A 22531-nucleotide genomic window follows, 5' to 3' on the forward strand; every position below is an offset into this window, starting at 1 on the left:
TCAGACACGGGTGCTCTCCCTCGTTCCGAACAGGCCGGACGGCCGGACCACCAGCACCAGTAGCATGACCAGGAACACCGCGCTCTTGGAGAAGTCGAACGAGATGTACTGCGCGGACAGTGCCTCGACCAGGCCGACGACCAGGCCGCCGACGATCGCGCCCGCGGTCGAGTCGAGCCCGCCCAGGATGGCGGCCGGGAACGCGGCCAGCGCGATCGAATGCGTGCCACGGGACAGGCCGGCGCCGGAGAAGTCCTGCGTGGCCAGGAACAGCACGGCGACGCCCGCCAGCAGTCCCGCGACGAGCCACGCGGTCATCGTCACCTGCCGGCTGCGGATGCCCATCAGCGCGGCGGCCTCCCGGTTCTCCGCCTGCGCGCGCATCGCGACCCCCCAGTTGGAGAACTTGAACGCCAGGTAGAAGGCGGTGATCAGCACCGCGGCCACGGCCATCGCGACCAGGTGCGTGCGGAACAACGTGATGCCACCGACCTGGATCGGCTTGGCGTCCCACGCCTCGCCGAGGAACGGCACGCCGACGCCGAGCCGCCGCACGATCTCCTCGGCCACGATCACGTCCACGCCGATCGTGAGCAGCGCCAGGCTGTTCGGGTCGGCCAGCTTGGTGCGGGACAGCAGCAGCCGTTCCACCACCACCGCGAGCAGCCCGGCGCCGGCGACGCCGACCAGCGAGGCACCGAGCCAGCCCAGCGACTCGCGGGTCACCACCACCAGGTAGCCGCCGAAGAGCACCAGCGAGCCGTGCGCGAAGTTGATCACCTCGGTGGCCTTGAAGATGATCACGAATCCCAGTGCGAGCAGCGCGTAGACCGCGCCCTTGCCGAGGCCGTTCACCGCCAGTTGCAGGAACGTGTGCATCACGCGGCCTCCGTTCCCAGGTACGCCCGGACCACTTCCGGGTCCCGCTGCACCTCATCGGGCGGGCCGTCGGCGATGCGGCGGCCGAAGTCGAGCACCGTGACCCGGTCGGCGATACCCATCACCAGGCCCATGTCGTGCTCCACCAGCAGGATCGAAATGCCCAGCTCGTCGCGCACCGCCCGGACCGTCTCGGCCAGATCGGCCGTCTCCGCCGCGGTCATGCCCGCGGCCGGCTCGTCCAGCATCAGCAGGACCGGCTCCACGGCCAGCGCGCGGGCGATGTCGACTCGTTTGACCTGGCCGTAGGGCAGCGCGGCCACCGGGGTGTGCAGCAGGTGCCCGATGCCGAGGAACTCGCAGATCTCCGTGGCCCGCCGGGTGTGCCTGCGTTCGGCCCGCACGATCCACGGGGCGCGCAGCGCGCATTCCAGGAAACCGCCGCGGGTGAGGGCGTGCCGGCCGAGCATCACGTTGTCCAGCACGCTCGACCCGGGCGAGAGGGCCGCGTTCTGGAAGGCGCGGCCGACGCCGAGCGCGGCCATCCGGTGCGGGCGCAGGCCGGTCAGCTCGGTGTCGCCCAGCCGGACCCGGCCTTCCGTGGCCCGGTAGAGGCCGCCGATCACGTTGAAACAACTGGACTTCCCGGCGCCGTTCGGGCCGATCAGGGCGTGCAGCGAACCGGGCCGCACGGTGAACGAGACGTCCTCCAGCGCGGTCAGGCCACCGAAGCGGAGCGTGAGGTGCTCGACGCGCAGTTCCGGGATCATCCGCCCCACCTCGACAGGACCTGCTTGCGTGGCTCAGCTGCCGCCTCGGATCGCGCGTGCCCGCCCAGGTACAGGCGCCGCACGTCCTCGCTGCGGGACAGCTCGTCGGACCGGCCGGCCAGCGCGACCCGGCCCACCTCGAGCACCGCTGCGTGGTCGGCGACGCTCAGCGCCATCACGGCGTTCTGCTCGACCAGCACGACCGCGGTGCCCTGCGCGTGGATCTCCCGGATGATGGCGCTGATCTGGGCCACCACCTTGGGCGCGAGTCCCAGTGAAGGCTCATCCAGCAGCAGCACGCGCGGTGCGGACATCAGCGCCCGGCCGATCGCGAGCATCTGCTGCTCGCCGCCGGAGAGCAGCCCGGCGCGCTGCCGGGCGCGCTCGGCCAGCACCGGGAACAGCTCGTGTACGCGCTCGCGGGCCTTGACCCGCTGCTCCGCGGACGCCGAGATTCCGCCCGCGCGCAGGTTCTCCTCGACGGACATGCGCGTGAAGATCTGGCGCCCTTCGGGCACGCCGACCACGCCGAGCCGGACGATCGCGGCCGGGTCGAGCCGGTCGATCCGGGTATCGCCGAGCCGGACGTCACCGCGGGTGACCACGCCGCGGTGCAGTTTGAGCGTCCCGGAAATGGTGCGCAGCAGCGTGGACTTGCCGGCGCCGTTGCCGCCGAGGACGGCGAGGACCCCGTCCTCGGGCACGGCCAGGTCGACGCCGTGCAGGGCGGCGACCGAGCGGCCGTAGCGGACGTGCAGGTCTCGGACGTTCAACACGGTGGGCACCCGCCTCCTCCGATCGTGTGACCGGTGTCACTCTCGGTGGCGGCAATCGTTGATCGGCCCCCGCCCGTCCGGCACCCCCACCTGGAGAGGTTTGCCGGACCTTTGCGCAACCGTGCCCTCTCCAGGAGGGGATGTCCGCACGCCGCCGGGTGTGCGATCGTGGGCAGGTGACCGCAGAGCAGCGTGTCGCCGCGGACCGTGCCGTCGAGCACAGCGACGTGCTCGACGAGCTGTTGCGCGAACGCGAGGGACTACTCGGCACCCTCGACCGGGTGATGGCCCTGCAGGGCACCGCGCACCTGATCCGCGAATCGCTGGGCGTGCACGCCGCGTTCGTGGGCGAGCTGGAACGCCCGGGCACGGCGGTGATCCGGTGGATGGCCGGGAACAAGACCGACGCGCTCCAGAACCTCGTGGTGCCCACCGGGCAAGGGGTCGGCGGCCGGGTCCTGGCCTCCGGCCGGCCGGTGCGGGTGTCGGACTACCTGAGCGCGCCGACCATCACGCACCAGTTCGACGCGCAGGTCGCCGGCGAGGGGCTCGCCGCGCTGCTCACCGTGCCGATCATCGGCCGCGCCGGGGGCAAGGCGGACACCCTGGCGATCGCCTACGCCGCCATGCGCGAACCGGCCGACTTCGGCGACGACGCGGTGCGCCGCCTCGAAGGCATCGCCGATCAGGCCGCGTCCGCGCTCAAGCTGGCGGGCATCGCCGAGTCCGGCCGGGCCGACGCGATCTCGGCGGAGCGGCGGCGGATGCAGAGCGCGCTGCACGATTCGGTCGGCGCACTGTTGTTCTCGATCGGCGTGCAGGTGCGCAACCTGCACCAGGACGTGGCCGGTGACCCGGTGCTGGAAGGCCGGTTGTGCCGGCTCGAGGGTGACGTCTCGGCGGCGTCACGGGCGCTGCGCGAGTCGTTGCTGTCGTTGTCGGAGTCCACTCCGGAGCGGGCGCTGCCGGTGGAACTGGCCGAGCACTGCCGCTCGTTCGAGTCGCGCTGCGGGCTGCCGGCACGCTTCGTGCAGCTCGCGCCGGTGCGGCCACTGGACGGTGAGCGCACCGCGTTGCTGGTGTGCGCGGTGCGGGAAGGGCTGCTCAACGTCGAAAAGCACGCGCACGCGTGCTCGGTCGTGGTCAGCCTCGGGCCGAGTGCGGGCGGCGTGCAGGTGGTGGTTGCCGACGACGGCACCGGTTCCGGTGACTCCGCTTCCGGAACCGGGGTGGGCCTGCGTTCCCTGGCCGAACGGGCGGCGCGGATGGGCGGGCGGGTGAGCCTGGTCCGGGACGAGGACGGCGGCTGCACGCTGCGGGCCTGGGTGCCCGAGGTGCCATGACCGCGACGGTCCTGGTGGTCGACGACCACCCCGTGGTCCGCGACGGGGTCACCCTGTTGCTGCGGGCCGAGCCGTCGCTGGAGCTGATCGGCAGCGCGGAGTCCGGCCGGGGTGCGCTCGCCCAGGTCGGACAGCTGCGGCCGGATCTGATCCTGCTCGACCTCCGCTTGCCGGACATGCTCGCGCCCGAGGTCATCGCCGGGCTGCGGCAGGTCCACCCGTCCGGGCGGATCGTGGTGTTCACCGCGCACGGTGATCACCAGGGGTTGCTGGCGGCGCTGGACGCGGGGGCGCACGGGTGCCTGCTCAAGGACGTGACCGGCACCGACCTGGTGTCGGCGCTGCGGCGGGTGCTGCGCGGGGAGCGGGTGGTGGACCCGCGGATCATGCCCGACCACCCGCCGCGGTCCGACGCGCTGGCGCGCAGCGGCCTGACCCGGCGGGAGTACGAGGTGCTGCGGCTGGCCGCCCAGGGGCAGACCAACCCGGAGATCGCGGACACCACCGGCCTGACCCGGAACACGGTGAAGACCTATTTGCAGTCGGCTCTGCACAAACTGGGGGCGCGGAACCGGGTGGAGGCGATCGGGAAGGCGTCGGAGGCCGGGCTGCTGTGATTCCGGAGCGGCGTTTCAACCGGTGCGACGGCTTCAACACGAGGAAACCCCGTGATCAGCAGTGGATCCGCAGCCGCACGACCAGCAGGCAGACGGTGACCAGCTCGTGCGCCATGTGGTCGAACGTTACCGTGGAGGCCACCGGTTTCCCGGCGGCCTCCACGGCGGCCCCGCTACGGCAGGAGCAGGAACGCGAGCCCGTTCGGCACACCCAGCCCGGTCACGTCGTCGTACCCGGGCGTGGTGTGGATCGTCAGGTCCGGCCAGTCGAGGTCACGCGCCGAGGTGACCAGGCCACCCGAGGCGTCCACCGAGTTGGCGTAGTCGACCCGCATCACCGCGGCATCGACGTGCCGCACGTCCCGCACCGCCGGGGTGCGCGCGGCCACCTGGTAGAGCACCGGGTTGACGAACCCGTGGTGGAACCCGGTCAGGCTGTCCGACACGGCCATGATCCCGGCGAGCACCGGCGACGCCAGGCTCGTGCCGCCGATGCGGTACTGGTCGTAGTGGACGCCGTCGGGGAAGGTCTGGGTCTGCCCGATCAGGAACCCGGTGTTCGGGTCGCCGACCGCGGAGATGTCCGGCACCACCCGGCCGCGCGCCTTGCCGTGCTGGTTCTGCGCGGCGAGCGCGTCCGGCACGACACCCTTCTGGTAGAACGGCTCGTCGAACAGCACGCTCGTGCCGCCACCGGAACCGGAGGTGTAGGCACCCGGGTAGGGCGGGGTGTACGCACCGCCCGTGAGCGTGCTCTTGCCGGTCTCCCAGCCGGTTTCGAACAGTGTCCGGCCGTCCTTGCCGATCGCGAGGCTCGTCCCGCCGACCGCGGTCACCCACGAGTCCGACGCCGGGAAGTCCGCCGACGGCGCGCCGAGCCGCGCGGCCTCGTCACCGTTGTCGCCGGACGAGAAGTACACGCCGATGCCCTCGAGCGCCGCCTGTTGCGCGATCTGCGTCCACACCCGCACTTCGGCGGCCGGGATGTCCTCACCCGCGTCGCCGTAGGAGTTGGAGATGATGTCCGCGTGGTGCCCGGCCACGATCCAGTTCAGGGCCTCGTCGAGCGAGGCGTCCTGGCAGTCGGATCCGCCGACGTAGAGGATCTTCGCGCCCGGCGCCATCGCGTGCACCGCCTCCACGTCCAGCGTCTGCTCGCCGTACCAGCCCGCCGCGTCGCACTGGTCCGGCGGCTCCTGGTCGACGTTGGCCGGGAAGACCTGCTGCGCGAACTGCGACGGCCGCAGCGGGTGCCCCGGGTCGTTGCGGCGCGCGTACTCGGCCGCGTCCGCGTACAGCGTCGGTGACGCGAAAGCGTCCACGATCGCCACCGTCGTGCCGGTGCCGTCCGCGCGCACCCCGTCCACCCCGTAGGCCGACCGCAGCTGCGCGGGCGTGTAGCCGCACGGCGCGTACGGCCGCTGCCGGCCCTGGTAGGCCGGGTCGGTGGTGTCGATCTTCTCGCCGTAGTAGGCGCTGCACGGCCGCGCGTTGCGGAAACCAGCCGGCGGCGGCACGTCGGATGGCGAACCGTCCGTGATGTCCGGCTTCATCAGGGCCGTGGCCTGGTCGACGCCGATCACACCGAGCACGTCGGCGGACAGCGCGGCCGGCACCGACAGCTCCCGGTCCGCGGCGCGCAGCACCTGGCCCTCGACGCGGTAACGCGCCAGATCCACGCCGAACGCCTGCTCCACCTGGCCCGTGGTGCCGGTGGCTTCGACGTAGGCCCGGTTCGGCGGGATGTCGCCGATCGCGAACCCGCTGCCGGACAACCAGTTCCGCACCGCACCGAGCGTGGCGTCGCTCGCCGCGAACCGGTCGCGTACCTGGTCCGGTGACAGGTACTGACGGAAGGACGGACCGGACGGATCGGACACCGCGCGGGCGGCGGCGTCCGCACCGGCCTGGTCGCGCGTGGTCAGGTAGACCCGGAAGCTCAGCTTCGCGGACGGGGCCGAATCGGTGACCTTGGCCTGCGGGGTTGCCCAGCTCGGGTGGGACGCCGGGATCACCGCGCGGTCCTGCGCCGAAGCGGTCACGGGGAGGGCGAGCGCGCCACCGGCCAGCGCCAGCGACGCGACAACGGTCATAGCTCTTCGCATTGGCCCGACAGTAGGTCGATGTCCGGAAAAAGCCAGACCGGCGGCGAATTCGTTACCTCCTTACCGAAGAAAGTCGGAAAACCGGCAAATGGGGTTCATCGCACCAGCGGGCCCTTTTCGGTGACCACGGCGGTGACGAGGTCGGCCGGGGTCACGTCGAAGGCCGGGTTGAACACGGGTGTTCCGGGCGGTGCGACCGGAATGCCGGAAAACGTCGTGATTTCCTCCGCGGCTCGTTCCTCGATCACGATCGACTCCCCGGACGGCAATTCCGGGTCCACTGTGGAGGACGGCGCGACCACCACGAACGGCAGCTCGTGCCGCGCGGCGGCCAGCGCGAGCCCGTAGGTGCCGATCTTGTTCGCCACGTCGCCGTTGACCGCGATCCGGTCGGCGCCGACGACGACGCAATCGACCATGCCGCGCGCCATCGCCGCGGCCGCCGCCGAGTCGGGCAGCACCCGGTGCGGGACACCGGCCGCGGCCAGCTCCCACGCGGTCAGCCGCGCGCCCTGCAACAGGGGCCGGGTCTCGTCGGCGAGCACGTACTCCACGTGCCCGGCGGCGTGCAGGTGCCAGACCACGCCGAGCGCGGTGCCCCAGCCGACCGTGGCCAGCCGCCCGGCGTTGCAGTGCGTGAGCAGTCGCAGCGGGCGGCGCGCGCAGATGCCGAGGATCAGCTCGGCGGCGCGGGCGGAGGCGTCGTGGTTGAGGCGCTCGTCCTCGTCCAGCAGCGCGAGCGCCTCGGCGAGGACCGCGTGGGGGCCCTCGCCGAGGCGCGCCAGCGCACGGGAGACGCCCCAGCTCAGGTTGACCGCCGTCGGCCGGGCGTCCGCCAGCCGCGCCGCGTCGGCGCGCACCGCGTCCGGGTCGTCGTGGGCGAACGCGGCCAGCGCGGTACCCAGCGCCCCGGCTCCGCCGAGCGCGGGCGCGCCCCGGACCGCGAGCCGCCGGATCGCGTCGATCAGCTCGTCGACGCTCGCGAGCCGCAGCGTCCGGTACTCACCCGGCAGGGCGACCTGGTCGATGATCTCGACCGCCCCGTCCACCCAGTCGATCGTTCTGCGCACGCCTCCATTCAACGCCATCTGGACGGCGGTGCCGACCAGGCATAACTTGGGGAAACCGCGCGAGGGGAAGGGGTACCGCCCATGACCGGCCGGACGAAATACCTGCTCGACGAGTCGGACCTGCCAACCACCTGGTACAACGTGGTCCCCGACCTCCCGGAGCCGCCGCCCCCGCCGCTGCACCCGGGCACCCGGGAACCGGTCGGCCCGGACGACCTCGCCCCGCTGTTCCCCCAGGCGCTCATCGCGCAGGAGGTCACCGGTGACCGGTTCGTCGACATTCCCGGGGAGGTGCTGGACGTTTACCGGCTCTGGCGGCCCTCGCCGCTGTACCGGGCGCGGCGGCTGGAGAAGGCGCTCGGCACCCCGGCCCGCATCTACTACAAGTACGAGGGGGTCAGCCCGGTCGGTTCGCACAAGCCGAACACCGCGGTGCCGCAGGCGTTCTACAACGCCGCCGAAGGCATCCGGCGGCTGACCACGGAGACCGGCGCCGGGCAGTGGGGCAGCGCGCTGGCGTTCGCGTGTGCCACGTTCGGGCTGGAGTGCGAGGTGTGGCAGGTGCGCGCCTCCTACGACCAGAAGCCCTACCGCAAGATCATGATGGAGACGTTCGGGGCGACCGTGCACCCGAGCCCGTCCAAGGAGACCGCGGCCGGGCGCGCCGTGCTGGAGAAGGACCCGGACAGCACCGGCAGCCTGGGCATCGCGATCAGCGAGGCCGTCGAGCAGGCGGCCGCCGACCCGGACACCCGGTATGCGCTGGGCAGCGTGCTCAACCACGTGCTGCTGCACCAGACGGTGATCGGGGAGGAGGCGCTGCTGCAGTTCGAGCAGGCCGGGGACAGTCCGGACGTGATCGTGGGCTGCACCGGCGGCGGGTCCAACTTCGGCGGCCTGATGTTCCCGTTCCTGCGGGAGAAGCTGGCCGGGAAGATCGCGCCGGTGATCCGGGCCGTCGAGCCGGCCGCGTGCCCGTCGCTGACCCGCGGCCGTTACGCCTACGACTTCGGTGACACCGCGGGGCTGACCCCGCTGCTGAAGATGCACACGCTCGGGCACGACTTCGTCCCGGACCCGATCCACGCCGGCGGTCTGCGCTACCACGGCATGTCGCCGCTGCTGTCGCACATCCGCGAGCTGGGCCTGATCGAGGCGATGGCGGCCGGGCAGCAGGAGTGCTTCGCGGCCGGGGTGGCCTTCGCGCGGGCGGAAGGCATCATCCCCGCGCCGGAGCCGACGCACGCGCTGGCGGCGTGCATCCATGAGGCGTTGCGCTGCAAGGAGACCGGCGAGGAGAAGGTCATCCTGACGGCGTTGTGCGGGCACGCGCACCTCGACCTGCCCGCGTACGCGGCGTACCTGTCCGGGCGGATGACCGACAACGAGCTGTCCGAATCCGTGCTGGCCGAATCGCTGGCGGGGCTGCCGTGACCGACGAGCACGCGTCCCTCACCTACACCTCCTACCTGGCGCTGGACGAGGTGCTGGCCGCCCAGCGCCCCCGCTCCGCCGAGCACGACGAGATGCTGTTCATCGTCATCCACCAGGTGTACGAGCTGTGGTTCAAGCAGATGCTGCACGAACTGGCGTACCTGCAGGACAAGCTCACCGCCGGGGACACGCCGCACGCGATCCGCACGTTGCGCCGGGTGCTGACGATCCTCAAGGTCGTGGTCGCGCAGATCGACGTGCTGGAAACCATGACGCCGACCCAGTTCACCAGTTTCCGCACCCGGCTGGACGCGGCGAGCGGCTTCCAGTCGGCGCAGTTCCGTGAGCTGGAGGCGCTGCTGGGCCGTCGCGACCGCGGCGCGTTCGAGCACTACCCGGAGGGCAGCGCGGCGCGGGAGCGGATCGCCGCGGCGATGGCCCGCCCGTCGCTGTACGACTCGTTCCTGGCCTACCTGTCCGCCCACGGTTACGAGGTGACGGGCGACCAGCGGAAGCTGCTGCTGAGCGTCTACGCCGACGACGCCGGCCCGGCGACGGTCGCCGAGCACCTGGTTGACCTGGACGAGGGTGTGCAGGAGTGGCGGTACCGGCACGTGAAGATGGTCGAACGGACCATCGGCGACAAGGCCGGCACGGGCGGCTCCTCGGGCGCGAAGTACCTGCGGGGCACCCTGTTCAAGCCGCTGTTCCCCGAGCTGTGGGCGGTCCGCGCGGACCTGTAACCGCCGGGAGCGGCGAACACGCCGCCGGAAGCGGCCAACACGGCGCCGGGCGGCGTGTTCGCTCCGGGGGGCGGCGTGTTTGCTGTCGCGGGCGGTGGGTTGGCTGGTTCGGCGCGCGCGGGGTGGGCGGCGTCAGGCGTCCCGGAGACGCGTGAGCAGCGGGTCGAGGGCGGCGGGGTCCTCGACGTGGGCGTTGTGCCCGAGCCCGGGCAGGATCACCGCGTCCTCCGGCAGGTGCGCGGCCGGGCACATCGGGTCGTGTTCGCCCGCGGCGAGCACCACCGGTGCCCGCGCCGCCGCGAGCAGTCCCGGCAGGTCCGGCGCCCCGACGCCGAACGCCGCCTGGTCCAGCGCCGGCCGCCACCCCTCGGTGAGGCCGCTGTCGACGATCGGCGAGTCCGCGGCGACCAGGCCGTGCAGCCCGGACAGCTTGAGCCAGCGGGCCGCCGCCTCCTCCCGCGAGGCGAACACCTTCGCCGGCCGGGTGGCCTGCTCGGCCGCCCGGGCGAGTTCCTCGTCGGTCCAGCGCACCTTGATGCCGAGGCCGCAAGCCCTGCTCACCCGCACGCCGAACCAACCGCTCGCCAGGGTGAGTGCCACCACCCCGCCGAGGGAGTGCCCGAGCACCGCGACGGGTGTCCGGGACGGCACCAGCGGCGCGACCGCGGCGGCCAGCGCGCCGAACGAGTACCGGGGAAGCGGTTCGGACCGGCCGTGCCCGGGAAGATCCGGGGCGATCCACCGGCCCGGCCACCGCGTGACCACCCCGTCCCACACCGCGCCGGTCGCGCCCAGGCCGTGCAGGACGAGCAGCACCGGTCCCGCCGGCCCACCGGAACGCACGTACATCGCTCGATCTTGCCATGGCCTTTCCGGCGGCGGGACCGCTAAGTTCTCCCCATGGAGCGAACGGGGACGACCTTCCCGGACGCCTCCGCCCCACAACCGGAGAGCCCCTCCGCGGCGCCACGAACGTCGTCGGGTGGGTCGCAGATGAGGAGTCACCACCGTGACGGATGGAGTGTTCGGCCGCGAAACCGGCCATGAGCAGGTCGTGTTCTGCCAGGACCAGGCGAGCGGCCTGAAGGCGATCATCGCCGTCTACTCGACCGCACTGGGCCCCGCGCTCGGCGGCACCCGGTTCTACCCCTACGCCAGTGAACACGACGCGCTCGACGACGTCCTGGCGCTGTCCAAGGGCATGGCCTACAAGAACGCGCTCGCCGGGCTCGACCTCGGCGGTGGCAAGGCCGTCATCATCGGCGACCCGTCGACCACCAAGACCGAGGCGCTGCTGCGTGCCTACGGCCGGTTCGTGCAGTCGCTCGGCGGCCGCTACTACACCGCCTGCGACGTCGGCACCTACGTCGCCGACATGGACGTCATCGCTCGCGAGACCCGGTTCGTGACCGGCCGCTCCCGCGACGACGGCGGCGCGGGCGACTCCTCCGTGCTGACCGCGTTCGGCGTCTTCCAGGGCATGCGCGCCGCCGCCGAGTTCCGCTGGGGCAGTGCCGACCTGGCCGGCCGGCACGTCGGCGTTTCCGGGGTCGGCAAGGTGGGGCACATCCTCGTCGGGCACCTGGTCGAGGCCGGCGCGCGGGTGTCGATCACCGACGTCTCGGGCGCGGCCGTCGAGCGCACCAAGGCCGCGTACCCGGCGGTGGAGGTCGTGGCGGACAACGACACGTTGCTGCGCGCGCCTCTGGACGTGTTCGCGCCGTGCGCGCTCGGTGGCGCGCTCAACGACGCCACGGTGCCCGTGCTCGGTGCCGAGGTCGTCTGCGGCGCGGCGAACAACCAGCTCGCCCATCCGGGCATCGAGAAGTCGCTGGAGGACCGCGGCGTGTTGTACGCGCCGGACTACCTGGTCAACGCCGGCGGGGTGATCCAGGTCAGCGACGAGCTGCACGGATTCGACTTCGACCGGGCCCAGCGCAAGGCGGCCGGCATCTTCGAGACGACCAAGGCGGTGTTCGAGCTGGCCGACGCCGAGGGTGTGCCGCCGGCGACCGCCGCGGACCGTCTCGCGGAGCGCCGGATGTCCGAGGTCGGTCGGCTGCGGTCCATCCTCGCCGGGTGATCTTCGCGGCGGTGGTGGCGTGGGCGGCCGGGCAGGCCGCCCACGCCGCGCGTCAGCCGCTCTTGCGGCGGAAGGTGCGCTTGCTGGCCGCGGGGCCATGACCGTGGACGTGGCCGCCCTTGCCGCCGCCGCCCTCGTGCCGGCCGGACGCCTGGGCGCTCGCCTGCTTGCGTTCGAGAGCCTCGCGGAACCTGCGCTTGACGTCGTCCTCCGATTCACCCGGTGACGTGTTCTCGGACATACGACCTCCTGATGTCGCCGCTTGCCCGTCCAGCCTTCCAGGTGCCCGTGGCCTTGGCGAGCTGTTTTCGTCGCGATTGTCGGCCGTGTTGACTGGCGTGCCAACACGAGGGAGTTACTGTTACGGCATGGCGAAGTCTGCTCCTGTGCCCGGACGTCCGCGTTCCCGTGACGCGGCGGGGTTGCCCGCGGTCACCCCGGAACGCATCATCGATGCGGCGCTCGAGCTGACGGCCCGGCACGGAGTCGAGACGTGGACGTTGCGCCAGCTCGCGGGTGCGGTGGACGCCTATCCGGCGGTCATCTACCACCACGTGGGCGACCGGGACACGGTCGTCACCGCGGTCGTCGACCGCGTCATCGCCATGTACGAACTGCCGCCGGCCGAGCTCGACTGGCGTGACTGGTGGCGCCAGTTCCTCACCAACTTGCGGGGCGTGTTCATGCGCTACCCCGGTGTGGCGCGCCGGGTGGCGCTCCTCGGTCCGTCGGTGAAGGCCGCGGCGCCCACTGTGGACCGTGCGATGAGGACGCTCATGCGGGCCGGTTTCGACGCGGACGAGGCGGCCATGGTGTGCCGCATGCTCGTCAGCCAGGCGTGTTTGTTCATCTCCCTGGAGGACGACCAGCGCAAGACGTCCGAGGTCAAGGCCCAGATCTCGAAGGTGTGGGGCACCCCGCCGGCGGATCCGGACCTGTCCGGGCTGGCCACCCTGAACGAATCGGTGCACGAGCGCCTGGCCGACCCGGACAAGAGCGAGGAGTACTTCGCCGAGCTGTTCTACTACGCGGTCGACCGCGCGCTGGACGGAGTTCAGATGCGGTTGAGGGAGATCGAGCGTCCCTGACGGACGGACGGGGGGCGCGCCGGTGTCGGCGCGCCCCCCGTTCTCGTTTTCGCCGGTCAGGGGCAGATGATCTTCGGCTGTGGGTTGTAGCGGACGGTGCGTGTCTCGCGCCGGACCTCGCGGCCGGACTTCGCGTCGCGCAGCACCCGCGTGTCCGTGCTGGTGAAGCCCTGCGCACCGGCCGAGGCGTGACAGTTCTCCGCCGGACCGGGCTTCTCCTGCGGCGGGACGAAGTTCGTCCGCTCACCGGGGATCGACTCCACCGTGTACCGTTTGGTGCCCCACAGCTTGACCGTGATCGACGACGGCGTCCAGATCGTCTGGATCGCGACACCGGTGCCGGAATCGTTGGTGAACTTCAGGTCGATGACGCTGGCCCCGTTCGGGCTCTGGAACACCGTCGCCTCGCGTGCGGCGGGGTAGCGGCTGATGTAGTAGCTGTGTTCCTTGTGCCCGGCGTCCTTCAGCCCGGCGAAGTAGGCCGCGTTGTACAACGTGGTGGCGAACTGGGAGATGCCGCCGCCGACCTCGCGGGCCGGGGCGCCGTTCTCGATCACACCGGCCTCGACGTAGCCCTGCGCGGCGCCGCGCGGGCCGGTGAAGCCGTTGAGGCTGAACGTCTCGCCCGGTTTGACGATCGCGCCGTTGACCTTCTGCGCGACGGTGCGGATGTTCACGCCCGAGTCCGTGGCGAACCCGCTGGTGGTGAACTCGCCGATCACCTCGGTGATGCCCAGTTGGTTGGCCTGCTCGGTGGTGACCTTCGCCGGCGTGGTCTGGTACTTCGCCACCAGTTCGTGCTTGCCGGGCGCCTTGAGCAGGTCGAACACCGGCTGGAGTGTCGGGTTCCAGTCCACGCCCTTGCCGTCCACCGACGGCTGCACCGCCGGCCGGCCGCCCTCGAACACGATCTGCGCGTCCTTGCCCTCCTTCTCCGAGGGCTTGAGCTGCGGCGCCGCGGCCGCGATGAGCTTGTTGTGGTCGACCTTCGGCACGAGCGTCCCGCCACCGCCCGGCTCGAAGGCGAGCGCGGCGGCGACGGCTTCGGGCGGCAGGGTCGCGACCGCACCTTCGCCGCGGATGACGAGCGGCGTGGACACGGCGGGCCGGGCGAACCCGTCGAGGGTGGCCTGCACGGCCTCGGTGGTGACCCGCACGGGCGTGGTGGTGACCGGGAGGGTCAGTGTCCGTCCGGCGGCCCAGTGGCTCAGCACCTCGTTCCTGGCGCCGGCGGCATCGAGCTGCTGGCCCGGTTGCGGCGTCACGGCGACGGGCTTCGCACCCTCGAAGCGGATCGTGCCCTCGGTGGGCGGCCGGTCGGTGCGGGCACGCAGCTGTTCGACGGCCGCGGTGAGCCTGGCCTCGTCGGCGTGGGTGACGACGCCGACCTCGCGGTCGGTGAAGAGGGACGCGACGCGGGTGAACGGGTTGAGCGGCTGGTCCCCGGCCTGGTCCAAGGTGGACGGCCAGTCGAGGCTGAGCCCGGCGCTGCCCGGGTCGATGGCCGCGGTGATGTCGCCGGCCCGGACTGCGACGGCCTCGGTCAGCCGGGGCTCGATCTCCGCGCGCAGCTTGTCCTCGGCCGCGCTGCGCTTGAGGCCACCCACGTCGACTCCGGCGACGGTGACGCCGCGCGGGACGGTGCCCTGGCTGACCAGCAGGTCGACGGCGTAGAGCGCGGCGAGCACGCCGAGCACGGAACCGGCGACGATCGCGGCGCGCTTGGCGGTCTTCGTGCGCCGCGGCCCCTCTTGCGGCACCTTCGGCAGCACGTCGGTGACCGCGGCCATGACCTCGGTCCGCTCGTCGTCGGATGTGGGCCACGTGGGCTCCTGCGTCAAGGCTCACCCCTCCTGATCCGGACAACCCGGATGAAGGTTACGGGGCGGGGCAGGCGCCGCCCTGCTCCGGGTGGTTGTGCGTGGTACACCGGTGGCCATGCGGCTGCTCATCATCGCGGACACGCACGTGCCGAAGCGGGCGCGTGATCTGCCGGACCGGGTGTGGGCGGAGGTCGCGCGGGCCGACGTGGTGGTGCACGCGGGCGACTGGGTGGATGTCGCGCTGCTCGACGAGCTGGAGTCCCGTAGCCGGCGGTTGATCGCGGTGTACGGCAACAACGACGGCCCCGAGCTGCGTGAGCGGCTGCCCGAGGTGGCGCGGGCGGAGCTGAACGGCCTGCGGCTGGCGGTGGTGCACGAGACGGGGCCGGCGAAGGGCCGCGAGGCCCGGTGCGCGCGGGAGTACCCGGATGCGGATGTGCTGGTGTTCGGGCACAGCCACATTCCGTGGGACACCGAGGCGCCCAGCGGCCTGCGGCTGCTCAACCCGGGTTCCCCCACGGACCGGCGCCGTCAGCCGGCGCACACGTACCTGACCGCGCGGATCGACGCGGGCCGGCTGCGGGACGTGCGGCTGCACGCTCTACCACCCCGTTGAGCGGGGTTCGCCACCGTCCCGGCCGTTACCGCTCCGGCCGGCTCAGCTCGCGTTCCCGGCGGCCGGTTCCGCCTCCGCCGTGGGCGGCTCGGCCGGCATGGGGGCCGGGCGCATCCCGGGGGAGTGGCTCGCCGTGCGCGCCTCCGGCACGGTGACGTCCACCTGTTCCCGCGCGAGCAGCCGGACCACCGAGGTGATCGGCTCGACGCCGATGTCCGGGTCGAGCGAGCGCAGCAGGCCCAGCCCGAGGGTGATGCCGAACAACGCGTGCGCCGCCTCCCTGGCGCTCATCGGCAGCCGCACGCCGAGCCGACGGGCGTTGGCCTCGAGCAGCGCCGTCACCTGGTCGGTGATCTCCGCGTTGCGTTTCCCCAGGCACTCGAGCAGGTCCGGGTCGTGCCGGCAGTTGAGCAGGTACTCCGCTTCCAGCCGGATCCACTGCAGGTCGCCGCCGGTGCTCGCGGCCCACGCCGCGAAGGCCGTCAGCAGGTCCTCCAGGCTGTCCGCGCGGGCCACCGCCGCGTCCGCCGACGCTGTCTTCTCCGCGCGGATGCCGGCCAGGACCTCAAGGCACAACTCGTCCTTGTTCCGGAAATTGGAGTACACCGCGCCCTTCGAAAACCCCGCCTCCTCGGCCACCCGCTCCAGTGAGGTGCTGGAGTAGCCGTCCCGGAGGAAGAGGCCGGTGGCGGTGTCGAGGAGCCGTCGGCGCGTGTGCGCCTGACTTTCCGCACGCGTCAGTCGAGCCATGCGGTCACTCTACGACGATGCTTGAACTGCGTTCAAGCGCGGTAGGCAACGATCATGCGCTGTCACTCATGTGGGTGACTAGGTGTGGAGGGTCCGGAAGCGGAGCCCAGCGTCCGTCAACCGCGTGAGCAGCGCGTCGCCCATGGCGGCGGCGGGGGAGAGCTGCCCGGCCCGGGCGGGCAGCTCGTCCAGCGCGAGGCACAACGCGGACTCGGCGAGCATCTTGGCCGTCTCGTCGTAACCCGGGTCACCGCCGGAGACCTCGGTGACCACCCGCCTGCCGCCGCCGTCGGCGGTGAACCGCACCGTGAACCACGACTTCGCGCGCCGCTGCTCGCTCGGGCCCTCGCCCGGCTTGCGCAGGCGTTCCAGCGCCGCGCGCACCGGCGGCAGCTGCACCAGTGCGACCGCCGCGCCCAGCCCGGCGAGCCCACCGGCCAGGACCGGCAGGTGCTTGACCGCCGCGTAGTGGCTGTAGGTGAAGTCCGGCCCGTATTCGGGGAGCTCCCGCGCGGAGGCGACCACGACCTGCGGGTCGATGGTCGGCAGCGGCACCAGCCAGTGGCCCGTCTCGCCGTCCCGCCGCGGGGTGCCGGTCACCGCGCGCACGCGCCGCCCCTCCGGGTGGTGCTGCACCTTCCGGCGTTCCCGCGCGGCCTGCCGCATCGGCAGCAGGCGCGAAGCCGCGCCCAGCGCGGAGGCGTAGGTACCGCCGGAGAACGTCGCGCCGGCCCGCACCTGGCCGCGCACCCGGATCGGCACGTCGTCGGGAAGTTGCTTGACGGTGTAGTAGACCCCGAGGTCGTGCGGGATCGAGTCGAAGCCGCACGCGTGCACCAGGCGGGCCCCGGTTTCGGCGGCGCGGGCGTGGTGACGGACATACATCAGATCGGTGAACTCCGGCTCGCCACACAGATCGACGTAGTCGGTGCCGGTCTCGGCGCACGCGGCGACCAGCGGCTCGCCGTACCGCACGTAGGGGCCGACGGTGGTGATCACGACCTTGCCCGACGCGGCAACCGCTTTCAGCGAGGCGGGATCGCTGACGTCGGCGTACTGGAGCGGCAGCCGGGCGAACTCCGGGCCGAGGCTCGCCCGCACGCCCTCGAGCTTGGCCCGGTTGCGGCCGGCGAGCGACCAGCGGCAGCCCTCCGGTGCGTGCCGCGCCAGGTACTCCGCGGTGAGCCGCCCGGTGAACCCGGTCGCGCCGAACAGGACCACGTCGTAAGCCATGCCGGTCACCCTAACCGCCTTCCGGCACCTCGCCGGACGGGCCGGACCTGCCCGCCCTGTCGCACGATGCGGTGACGGGTGGCGTCGGCACCGGGGTGGTCGACGTCACGACGATCGAACTGATCCGGATGTTGCCGTTTCCCGCCGCACGGGCCGGGAAGTGGCGGCGACCGGCTCCTGCGGGCCGCGGAACTCGCAGCTCAGCTGCCGGATCCGGCCCGGAGGGGGCTGGACACGCGGCACGATCTGGTGGAGGCTCGGGGGCTCTACACCAAATACGGCTACCGCGAGATCGAGGCTCCGGAACACCGGTTGTACGCCGATCACTGGTTCGAGAAGCGGCCGGCGCTCGGCCGACAGGTGTAGTCGCCGGAGAACCGGGGTAGTCCTGCGCGCAACTGAGATGGTCGCGGAGGTGAGGTCGAGATGGCGGACACGTCACGGCTCCCGGCGCCTGTTGCCGAAACCTGGGAGTGGCAGCGGCACGGCAACTGCCGGAACTTGGACAGTTCGGTGTTCTTCCACCCGGATGGCGAGCGCGGCTTCGCACGGGCGGACCGCGTGGCGCGCGCGAAGCAGATCTGCATGTCCTGCCCGGTGATCGTCGAGTGCCGGCACCACGCGCTCACCGCCGAGGAGCCCTTCGGGGTGTGGGGCGGGCTGGACGAGACCGAGCGGCGGGCGATGATCCTGCGGCGCAAGCAGCTGCTGTCGAGCGCTGAGAAGGAGCAGGAGTGCGTTTCGGTTACACCCTGATGACCGAGCAGGCCGGACCGCGGGAACTGGTCCGGCACGCGGCGGCCGCCGAGCAGGCGGGGTTCGCGTTCGAGGTGTGCAGCGACCATTACTCCCCGTGGCTCGACGAACAGGGTCACGCCCCGTACGCGTGGAGCGTGCTGGGCGCGGTCACCCAGGTGACCGAACGCGTCGAGCTGCTGACTTTCGTGACCTGTCCGCTCATGCGCTACCACCCCGCCGTGGTGGCGCAGAAGGCGGCGACCATCTCCCTGTTGTCCGGTGACCGGTTCACGCTGGGTCTGGGTGCCGGCGAGAACCTCAACGAGCACGTCGTCGGTCGCGGCTGGCCGTCGGCGAACGTGCGGCACGAGATGCTGAGCGAGGCGCTCGCGATCATCGGTGACCTCTTCGACGGCGGTTACGTGAACTACTCGGGTCAGCACTACCGGGTGGACTCGGCGAAGCTGTGGGACCTGCCCGAGCGGCGTGTCCCGATCGGCGTGGCGGTGTCGGGCAAGCAGTCGGTGACCCGGTTCGCCCCGGTGGCCGATGCGTTGATCGCGACCGAGCCGAAGGGCGAACTGATCTCGGCCTGGGACGAGGAACGCGGCCGGCTGGGGCAGGACGCCTCGCGCAAGTACGCGCAGCTGCCGGTGTGCTGGGACCCCGACCCCGAGGCGGCGAAGCGGCGGGCGCACGAGCAGTTCCGCTGGTTCGGCGGCGGCTGGAAGGTCAACGCCGAGCTGCCCGGTCCGGCCGGGTTCGCCGGTGCCACCCAGTTCATCACCCCCGGCGACGTCGCGCAATCCATCCCGTGCGGCCCGGACGCCGGGCCGATCGTGAAGAGCGTGCAGGCGTTCGCCGAGGCCGGTTTCACCGACCTGGCGCTCGTTCAGATCGGCGGCGAGCACCAGGACGGGTTCTTCGATTTCGCGTCGAAGGAACTCCTGCCCGCGCTGACGGAGGCATACGGCGGCGACTAGGGGCGACTAGGGGCACGGTGCCGTGCCCCCGGTGTCCGGGCGAGGAACGGGGGGCGATGCCCGCGTACGTCATCGTCACCGTCGAGGTGCTCGACGAGGAGGCCGGGCTGGCCTACGCCCGCGTGGCCCAGCGGTCCATCCTCGATCACGGCGGCCGCTATCTGGTCGCGGGTCCCACGCCCGAGCCCGTCGAGGGCACCTGGGAGGCGCCCCGGCTGGTGATCCTCGAGTTCCCCGACATGGATCGCAGCCGGGAGTGGTACGACTCGCCGGAATACCGGCAGGCCCGGAAGATCCGCGAGGGCACGGTGCGGGTGAGCATGTTGTTCGTCGAAGGCGCGCCGCCTGAGGGTTTCACGCTCCCCGGCTAGTCCAGCAGATCGCCCTCGCGCGTGATCAGCGCCCGCAGCTTGCCCAGCGCGCGGTGCTGGGTGACCCGGACGTTGCCGGCCGAGATGCCCAGTGCCTCGGCCGTCTCGTTCGCCGACAGTCCCACCGCGATGCGCAGCGTCACGATCTCCTGTTGCAGCTGCGGAAGGGTGGCGAGCAGCTTGGTCATCCGGTCGCCGAGGTCGACGTCAAGAGCGTGCTTCTCCGGTTCGTTGTCGGCCAGCGGGCTTTCCGGCAGCTCGGCGACCGGGTCCGACCGGTCGCGTGAGACCAGGCGATAGGCGTCGGCCACCTTGTTGGACGCGATGGCGTGCACCAGGTACAGGAAGGACCCGCCCCGGTCCTGGTACTGCGGCAACGCGTGCAGGACGGCGAGGCAGACTTCTTGCGCGACGTCGTCGGCGGAAAGGTAGGACAGGTCACGACCGCCCAGCCGGGCCCGGCAGTACCGGACGGCGACCGGTGTGATCATCTCGATCAGCCTGGCCACGGCCCCGTGGTCGCCGGTGGCGGCTTCGCGGACGGCCGGGTCGAGTTCTTCTTTCGTGAGCCGTTGTGATGCCCGAGGAAATGCCTGGGGGGTCAGCCCCGGCGCCTCGGGCTCGACTCTTCCGGTAGTGCTGGGCGGGACACTCGTTCGCATGGTCGGCTCCCCAACGACAACAACGAAGACCCGTCGACCGGTCGCCGTCGGGGGCCCGCGTTTCGAGTAACTCTCGGTGAGCGGGTACTCCCTCTAAGTCCCTGCCTACCCGTCACCGATGCGACTGAGCGTAATCGTAGGTGGTGCCCGCCCCGGCAGTCCAGATTTCAACTAGACGTACCCCATTCGCAGCAAGCACCCGCTCGATCGAGCGTGCCCGGTGCGCGCCGCGAGCATCGACGAACAGCCGGGTGCACATGTGACACCTTCCGTGCCAGTGTGACAACGTGCCGGTCAGCGTGGTGGGAAGACCCACCAGCGCAACACGGCGAACCGTGCGAGACCGCCGAGTGCGCTGGCCAGCGCGAGCGCGACCGCCTGGACGGCTGCCGACGGGGCCGGGGTGAACAGGTGCAGCGACAGCAGTACGACCGACCCGTAGCCCGCGTAGAAGGCGAAGGTTCCCACCGACTGAAGATGCACTCGAAGGGGGGATGCCGGGCTTCCGGCGAACGTCACGCGGCGCTGGAACTCCGTGTTGGCGATCGTGGTCAGTGCCAGGGCGAGCACGTTCGCGGCGAGCGCGCCCAGCAGCGGCCGGGTGCCGAGGAAGAGCACTTCCTGCAGTCCGGTGGTCAGCGCTCCGGCGACGGTGTACCAGGCGATCGGGTGCGCGGCCGGACCGGGGATGGCCGCCGCCTGCCGGGGGGCCGCCCCGCTCATCCACGTCGCGGTCATGGTTCAAAACTTACCTATGCTCAGCATATATTTGTACACTACAAGCATGTGAGCTTGCTCTCGGGTTTGCCCGTTCCGTCACTCGGGTATCGCCACCGCTAGGACCAGCAGGTGAGGAGGACCGATGAGTGAGGCTCATGGCCATCCCGTCCCCGACGCGGTGGAGAGCGATCCGGCCGCGCTGAACAGCGCGGAGGACCTCGACGAGGACCGGTTGCGCGTCGATCCGCTGGAGGAGGGCATCGAGCCGCCGGAGCGGTACCTGGCCGCCGACCGGTTCGGCACGACGCCGAACGAGCAGCGCGAAGGTGAGAGCCTGGACGGACGGCTGGCGCAGGAGCGCCCGGACGTCCAGCCGGAGGACGTGCCCGTGGACGAGACCGAAGTCCGGCCGGACACCAGGCTGGGTGCCGACGGCGGTCAGAACCTCGGCGATGCGGTGGACCAGATGGCCGACAACCCGCCGGGCTCGGTCCCGGACGCGATCCGCACGCCGCCGGACGAAGACCCTGTGTGATGTCCATCACATTGCATCTGACCTGGTCAAACCCCCGGCGATGGGTGCGGACCCGCCGTGCGGAGCAGCGTCGCCGCCGCGCGGCCCCTACGGTCGGAAGACACGAGTGCACGTAACGCGAAGGGACTGACACGATGCTCGCTTTGACCGACGCCGCCGCCGAGGCGATCAGCGCCCTGACGGCACAGGAGGGCCAGACCGACAACGGTGGCCTGCGCTTCGCCGTGCAGGCCCAGCAGGACAGCGGGGCCCAGCTCGCGCTGTCCGTGGCACCGGCCCCGGAGGACGGGGACCAGGTCGTGGGCGCGGAGGGGGGCGCGAAGGTGTTCCTCGAGCCGCAGGCCGCGATCTTCCTGGACGACAAGGTGCTCGACGTCCAGCAGGACGAGCAGGGACAGCTGAACTTCGCCGTCCTGCCCCAGCCGGGCCACTAGAACCGGGACTTCAGCCGGCGGAGGGTGCCGCACCGGTGCCCTCCCCCGGCTGCTTCCTAGAAGTGCTGGACCAGTTTCCGGAACGAGTTCAGCGTGAGCACGCGCTCGTCCGCGTCGTCCAGCTCGTCGTGTTCGAGCACCCAGGTGTGGGCGTTCGGGATGAACACCGCGTTCATCCCCGCCGCACGCGCGGGCCGGATGTCCGACTTCGGCGAATTGCCGATCATCCACGTCGTTTCCGGGGCGAGCATCCGCGTAACGGCCAGCCCGCGGTACACCCCGACGTGCTTCTCCGGCACGATGTGCACCTCGCGGAAGTGGTGGGCCACCCCGGAGGCGTCGATCTTGCGTTGCTGCTCCTCCTGGTCACCCTTGGTGAGCAGCAGCAGCTCGTGCCGCGACCCCAGCTCGTCGAGGGTCTCCGCGACGCCGGGGATCAGTTCGACCTCGTGGTGGATCAGCGCCGACGCCAGCTCCTCGATCCGGTCGCGTTCGGCCGCGGTCGCCGGGCGCTCGCGCAGCTTCTCGAAGCATTCGGCCAGGCTCCGCAGGAACACCTTCGTGCCGTAGCCGTGCGTGACCGCGTTGGCGCGCTCGATGTCGTCCAGGATGGCGCGCACCGCCGCGCGCTCCAGCGTCGGATGCGCGATCCAGTCCAGGTAGTCGTCGATGACCCGCTCGAAGACGACGTTGTTCTCCCACAGGGTGTCGTCGGCGTCCAGAATCAGCACCTGCCCGGTCTTGCGCACCCGGGACAC

At 71.5% G+C, this 22531-nt stretch carries 25 protein-coding genes; 12 read left to right on the forward strand and 13 right to left on the reverse strand.

The window, feature by feature from the left end; genetic code table 11:
- Genes FHX45_RS22555 through FHX45_RS22565 form a run of 3 tightly spaced genes read right to left on the reverse strand, consistent with a single transcriptional unit; the run spans position 1 to position 2425 of the window.
- Positions 1–879: a branched-chain amino acid ABC transporter permease gene (locus FHX45_RS22555; RefSeq protein WP_167109336.1), complete on the reverse strand. Its 879-nt coding sequence runs from the start codon at positions 877–879 to the stop codon at positions 1–3.
- Positions 879–1649: an ABC transporter ATP-binding protein gene (locus FHX45_RS22560; RefSeq protein WP_208400048.1), complete on the reverse strand. Its 771-nt coding sequence runs from the start codon at positions 1647–1649 to the stop codon at positions 879–881. Before FHX45_RS22560 ends, FHX45_RS22555 begins: the two co-directional genes overlap by 1 nt.
- Positions 1646–2425, reverse strand: a complete 780-nt coding sequence (locus tag FHX45_RS22565) for an ATP-binding cassette domain-containing protein (RefSeq protein WP_167105483.1) — start codon at positions 2423–2425, stop codon at positions 1646–1648. The genes FHX45_RS22560 and FHX45_RS22565 overlap by 4 nt, the downstream gene beginning before the upstream one ends.
- Positions 2426–2601: 176 nt before the next feature.
- Between FHX45_RS22565 and FHX45_RS22570 the strand changes: the two genes are divergently transcribed.
- Together FHX45_RS22570 and FHX45_RS22575 are read left to right on the forward strand one after the other, a co-directional pair.
- On the forward strand, positions 2602–3768 hold the full coding sequence (locus FHX45_RS22570) for a GAF domain-containing protein (protein ID WP_167105486.1): 1167 nt from the start codon (positions 2602–2604) through the stop codon (positions 3766–3768).
- The gene (locus tag FHX45_RS22575) at positions 3765–4385 is read left to right on the forward strand and encodes a response regulator (RefSeq protein WP_167105489.1); all 621 of its coding nucleotides are present in this window, start codon (positions 3765–3767) and stop codon (positions 4383–4385) included. The genes FHX45_RS22570 and FHX45_RS22575 overlap by 4 nt, the downstream gene beginning before the upstream one ends.
- A 173-nt stretch (positions 4386–4558) precedes the next feature.
- Here the strand turns inward: FHX45_RS22575 and FHX45_RS22580 are convergent, their stop codons facing one another.
- Positions 4559–6478: a S53 family peptidase gene (locus FHX45_RS22580; RefSeq protein WP_243869196.1), complete on the reverse strand. Its 1920-nt coding sequence runs from the start codon at positions 6476–6478 to the stop codon at positions 4559–4561.
- Between the two features lie 107 nt (positions 6479–6585).
- A complete protein-coding gene (gene mtnA / locus FHX45_RS22585) occupies positions 6586–7560 on the reverse strand; it encodes an S-methyl-5-thioribose-1-phosphate isomerase (RefSeq protein ID WP_167105494.1) in 975 nt (324 codons plus the stop codon).
- 81 nt (positions 7561–7641) lie between these two features.
- Between mtnA and FHX45_RS22590 the strand changes: the two genes are divergently transcribed.
- Positions 7642–8994, forward strand: coding sequence for a TrpB-like pyridoxal phosphate-dependent enzyme (locus tag FHX45_RS22590; RefSeq protein ID WP_167105497.1), 1353 nt, complete (start codon positions 7642–7644; stop codon positions 8992–8994).
- Positions 8991–9737: a tryptophan 2,3-dioxygenase family protein gene (locus FHX45_RS22595; protein ID WP_167105500.1), complete on the forward strand. Its 747-nt coding sequence runs from the start codon at positions 8991–8993 to the stop codon at positions 9735–9737. Before FHX45_RS22590 ends, FHX45_RS22595 begins: the two co-directional genes overlap by 4 nt.
- 132 nt (positions 9738–9869) lie before the next feature.
- On the opposite strand, the gene FHX45_RS22600 is transcribed toward FHX45_RS22595, so the two are convergent.
- Entirely contained in the window at positions 9870–10586 is a 717-nt protein-coding gene (locus tag FHX45_RS22600) for an alpha/beta fold hydrolase (protein ID WP_167105502.1), read from the reverse strand.
- 160 nt (positions 10587–10746) lie between these two features.
- On the opposite strand from FHX45_RS22600, the gene FHX45_RS22605 reads away from it, so the two are divergent.
- A complete protein-coding gene (locus tag FHX45_RS22605; RefSeq protein ID WP_167105504.1) occupies positions 10747–11820 on the forward strand; it encodes a Glu/Leu/Phe/Val dehydrogenase in 1074 nt (357 codons plus the stop codon).
- A 52-nt stretch (positions 11821–11872) separates the two neighbouring features.
- Here FHX45_RS22605 and FHX45_RS22610 read toward each other — a convergent pair whose 3' ends face one another.
- Positions 11873–12061 (reverse strand): DUF5302 domain-containing protein, encoded by a 189-nt coding sequence (locus tag FHX45_RS22610; RefSeq protein WP_167105507.1) that lies wholly within the window; start codon positions 12059–12061, stop codon positions 11873–11875.
- A gap of 127 nt (positions 12062–12188) precedes the next feature.
- On the opposite strand from FHX45_RS22610, the gene FHX45_RS22615 reads away from it, so the two are divergent.
- Complete coding sequence (locus FHX45_RS22615) at positions 12189–12908, forward strand: TetR/AcrR family transcriptional regulator (RefSeq protein ID WP_167105510.1); 720 nt, start codon at positions 12189–12191, stop codon at positions 12906–12908.
- Positions 12909–12964: 56 nt separating this feature from the next.
- Here the strand turns inward: FHX45_RS22615 and FHX45_RS22620 are convergent, their stop codons facing one another.
- Entirely contained in the window at positions 12965–14749 is a 1785-nt protein-coding gene (locus tag FHX45_RS22620; protein ID WP_167105513.1) for a VanW family protein, read from the reverse strand.
- A 97-nt stretch (positions 14750–14846) separates the two neighbouring features.
- Here FHX45_RS22620 and FHX45_RS22625 point away from each other — a divergent pair, with 97 nt between their 5' ends.
- Positions 14847–15347, forward strand: a complete 501-nt coding sequence (locus tag FHX45_RS22625) for a metallophosphoesterase family protein (RefSeq protein WP_167105516.1) — start codon at positions 14847–14849, stop codon at positions 15345–15347.
- 42 nt (positions 15348–15389) lie between these two features.
- Here the strand turns inward: FHX45_RS22625 and FHX45_RS22630 are convergent, their stop codons facing one another.
- Together FHX45_RS22630 and FHX45_RS22635 are read right to left on the reverse strand one after the other, a co-directional pair.
- Complete coding sequence (locus FHX45_RS22630; RefSeq protein WP_167105519.1) at positions 15390–16097, reverse strand: TetR/AcrR family transcriptional regulator; 708 nt, start codon at positions 16095–16097, stop codon at positions 15390–15392.
- A gap of 78 nt (positions 16098–16175) precedes the next feature.
- Positions 16176–17330, reverse strand: coding sequence for a saccharopine dehydrogenase family protein (locus tag FHX45_RS22635; protein WP_167105522.1), 1155 nt, complete (start codon positions 17328–17330; stop codon positions 16176–16178).
- Between the two features lie 426 nt (positions 17331–17756).
- Here FHX45_RS22635 and FHX45_RS22645 point away from each other — a divergent pair, with 426 nt between their 5' ends.
- Genes FHX45_RS22645 through FHX45_RS22655 form a run of 3 tightly spaced genes read left to right on the forward strand, consistent with a single transcriptional unit; the run spans position 17757 to position 19422 of the window.
- Entirely contained in the window at positions 17757–18086 is a 330-nt protein-coding gene (locus FHX45_RS22645) for a WhiB family transcriptional regulator (RefSeq protein ID WP_167105525.1), read from the forward strand.
- Positions 18065–19051, forward strand: a complete 987-nt coding sequence (locus FHX45_RS22650; RefSeq protein ID WP_167105528.1) for a TIGR03557 family F420-dependent LLM class oxidoreductase — start codon at positions 18065–18067, stop codon at positions 19049–19051. Before FHX45_RS22645 ends, FHX45_RS22650 begins: the two co-directional genes overlap by 22 nt.
- Before the next feature lie 56 nt (positions 19052–19107).
- Positions 19108–19422, forward strand: coding sequence for a DUF1330 domain-containing protein (locus tag FHX45_RS22655; RefSeq protein ID WP_167105531.1), 315 nt, complete (start codon positions 19108–19110; stop codon positions 19420–19422).
- On the opposite strand, the gene shbA is transcribed toward FHX45_RS22655, so the two are convergent.
- Both shbA and FHX45_RS22665 read right to left on the reverse strand, forming a co-directional pair.
- Positions 19419–20084, reverse strand: coding sequence for an RNA polymerase sigma factor ShbA (gene shbA, locus FHX45_RS22660; protein WP_208406052.1), 666 nt, complete (start codon positions 20082–20084; stop codon positions 19419–19421). The genes FHX45_RS22655 and shbA overlap by 4 nt on opposite strands.
- Positions 20085–20378: 294 nt before the next feature.
- On the reverse strand, positions 20379–20822 hold the full coding sequence (locus FHX45_RS22665) for a GtrA family protein (protein WP_167105534.1): 444 nt from the start codon (positions 20820–20822) through the stop codon (positions 20379–20381).
- 124 nt (positions 20823–20946) lie between these two features.
- Between FHX45_RS22665 and FHX45_RS22670 the strand changes: the two genes are divergently transcribed.
- Both FHX45_RS22670 and FHX45_RS22675 read left to right on the forward strand, forming a co-directional pair.
- Positions 20947–21339, forward strand: coding sequence for a hypothetical protein (locus FHX45_RS22670; RefSeq protein WP_167105537.1), 393 nt, complete (start codon positions 20947–20949; stop codon positions 21337–21339).
- A gap of 134 nt (positions 21340–21473) precedes the next feature.
- Positions 21474–21773 (forward strand): HesB/IscA family protein, encoded by a 300-nt coding sequence (locus FHX45_RS22675; RefSeq protein WP_167105540.1) that lies wholly within the window; start codon positions 21474–21476, stop codon positions 21771–21773.
- A gap of 56 nt (positions 21774–21829) precedes the next feature.
- Here FHX45_RS22675 and FHX45_RS22680 read toward each other — a convergent pair whose 3' ends face one another.
- Positions 21830–22522 (reverse strand): HAD family hydrolase, encoded by a 693-nt coding sequence (locus tag FHX45_RS22680; RefSeq protein ID WP_341771573.1) that lies wholly within the window; start codon positions 22520–22522, stop codon positions 21830–21832.
- Positions 22523–22531 lie beyond the last annotated feature (9 nt).

This window comes from Amycolatopsis granulosa, assembly GCF_011758745.1.
Classification (GTDB): domain Bacteria; phylum Actinomycetota; class Actinomycetes; order Mycobacteriales; family Pseudonocardiaceae; genus Amycolatopsis_E; species Amycolatopsis_E granulosa.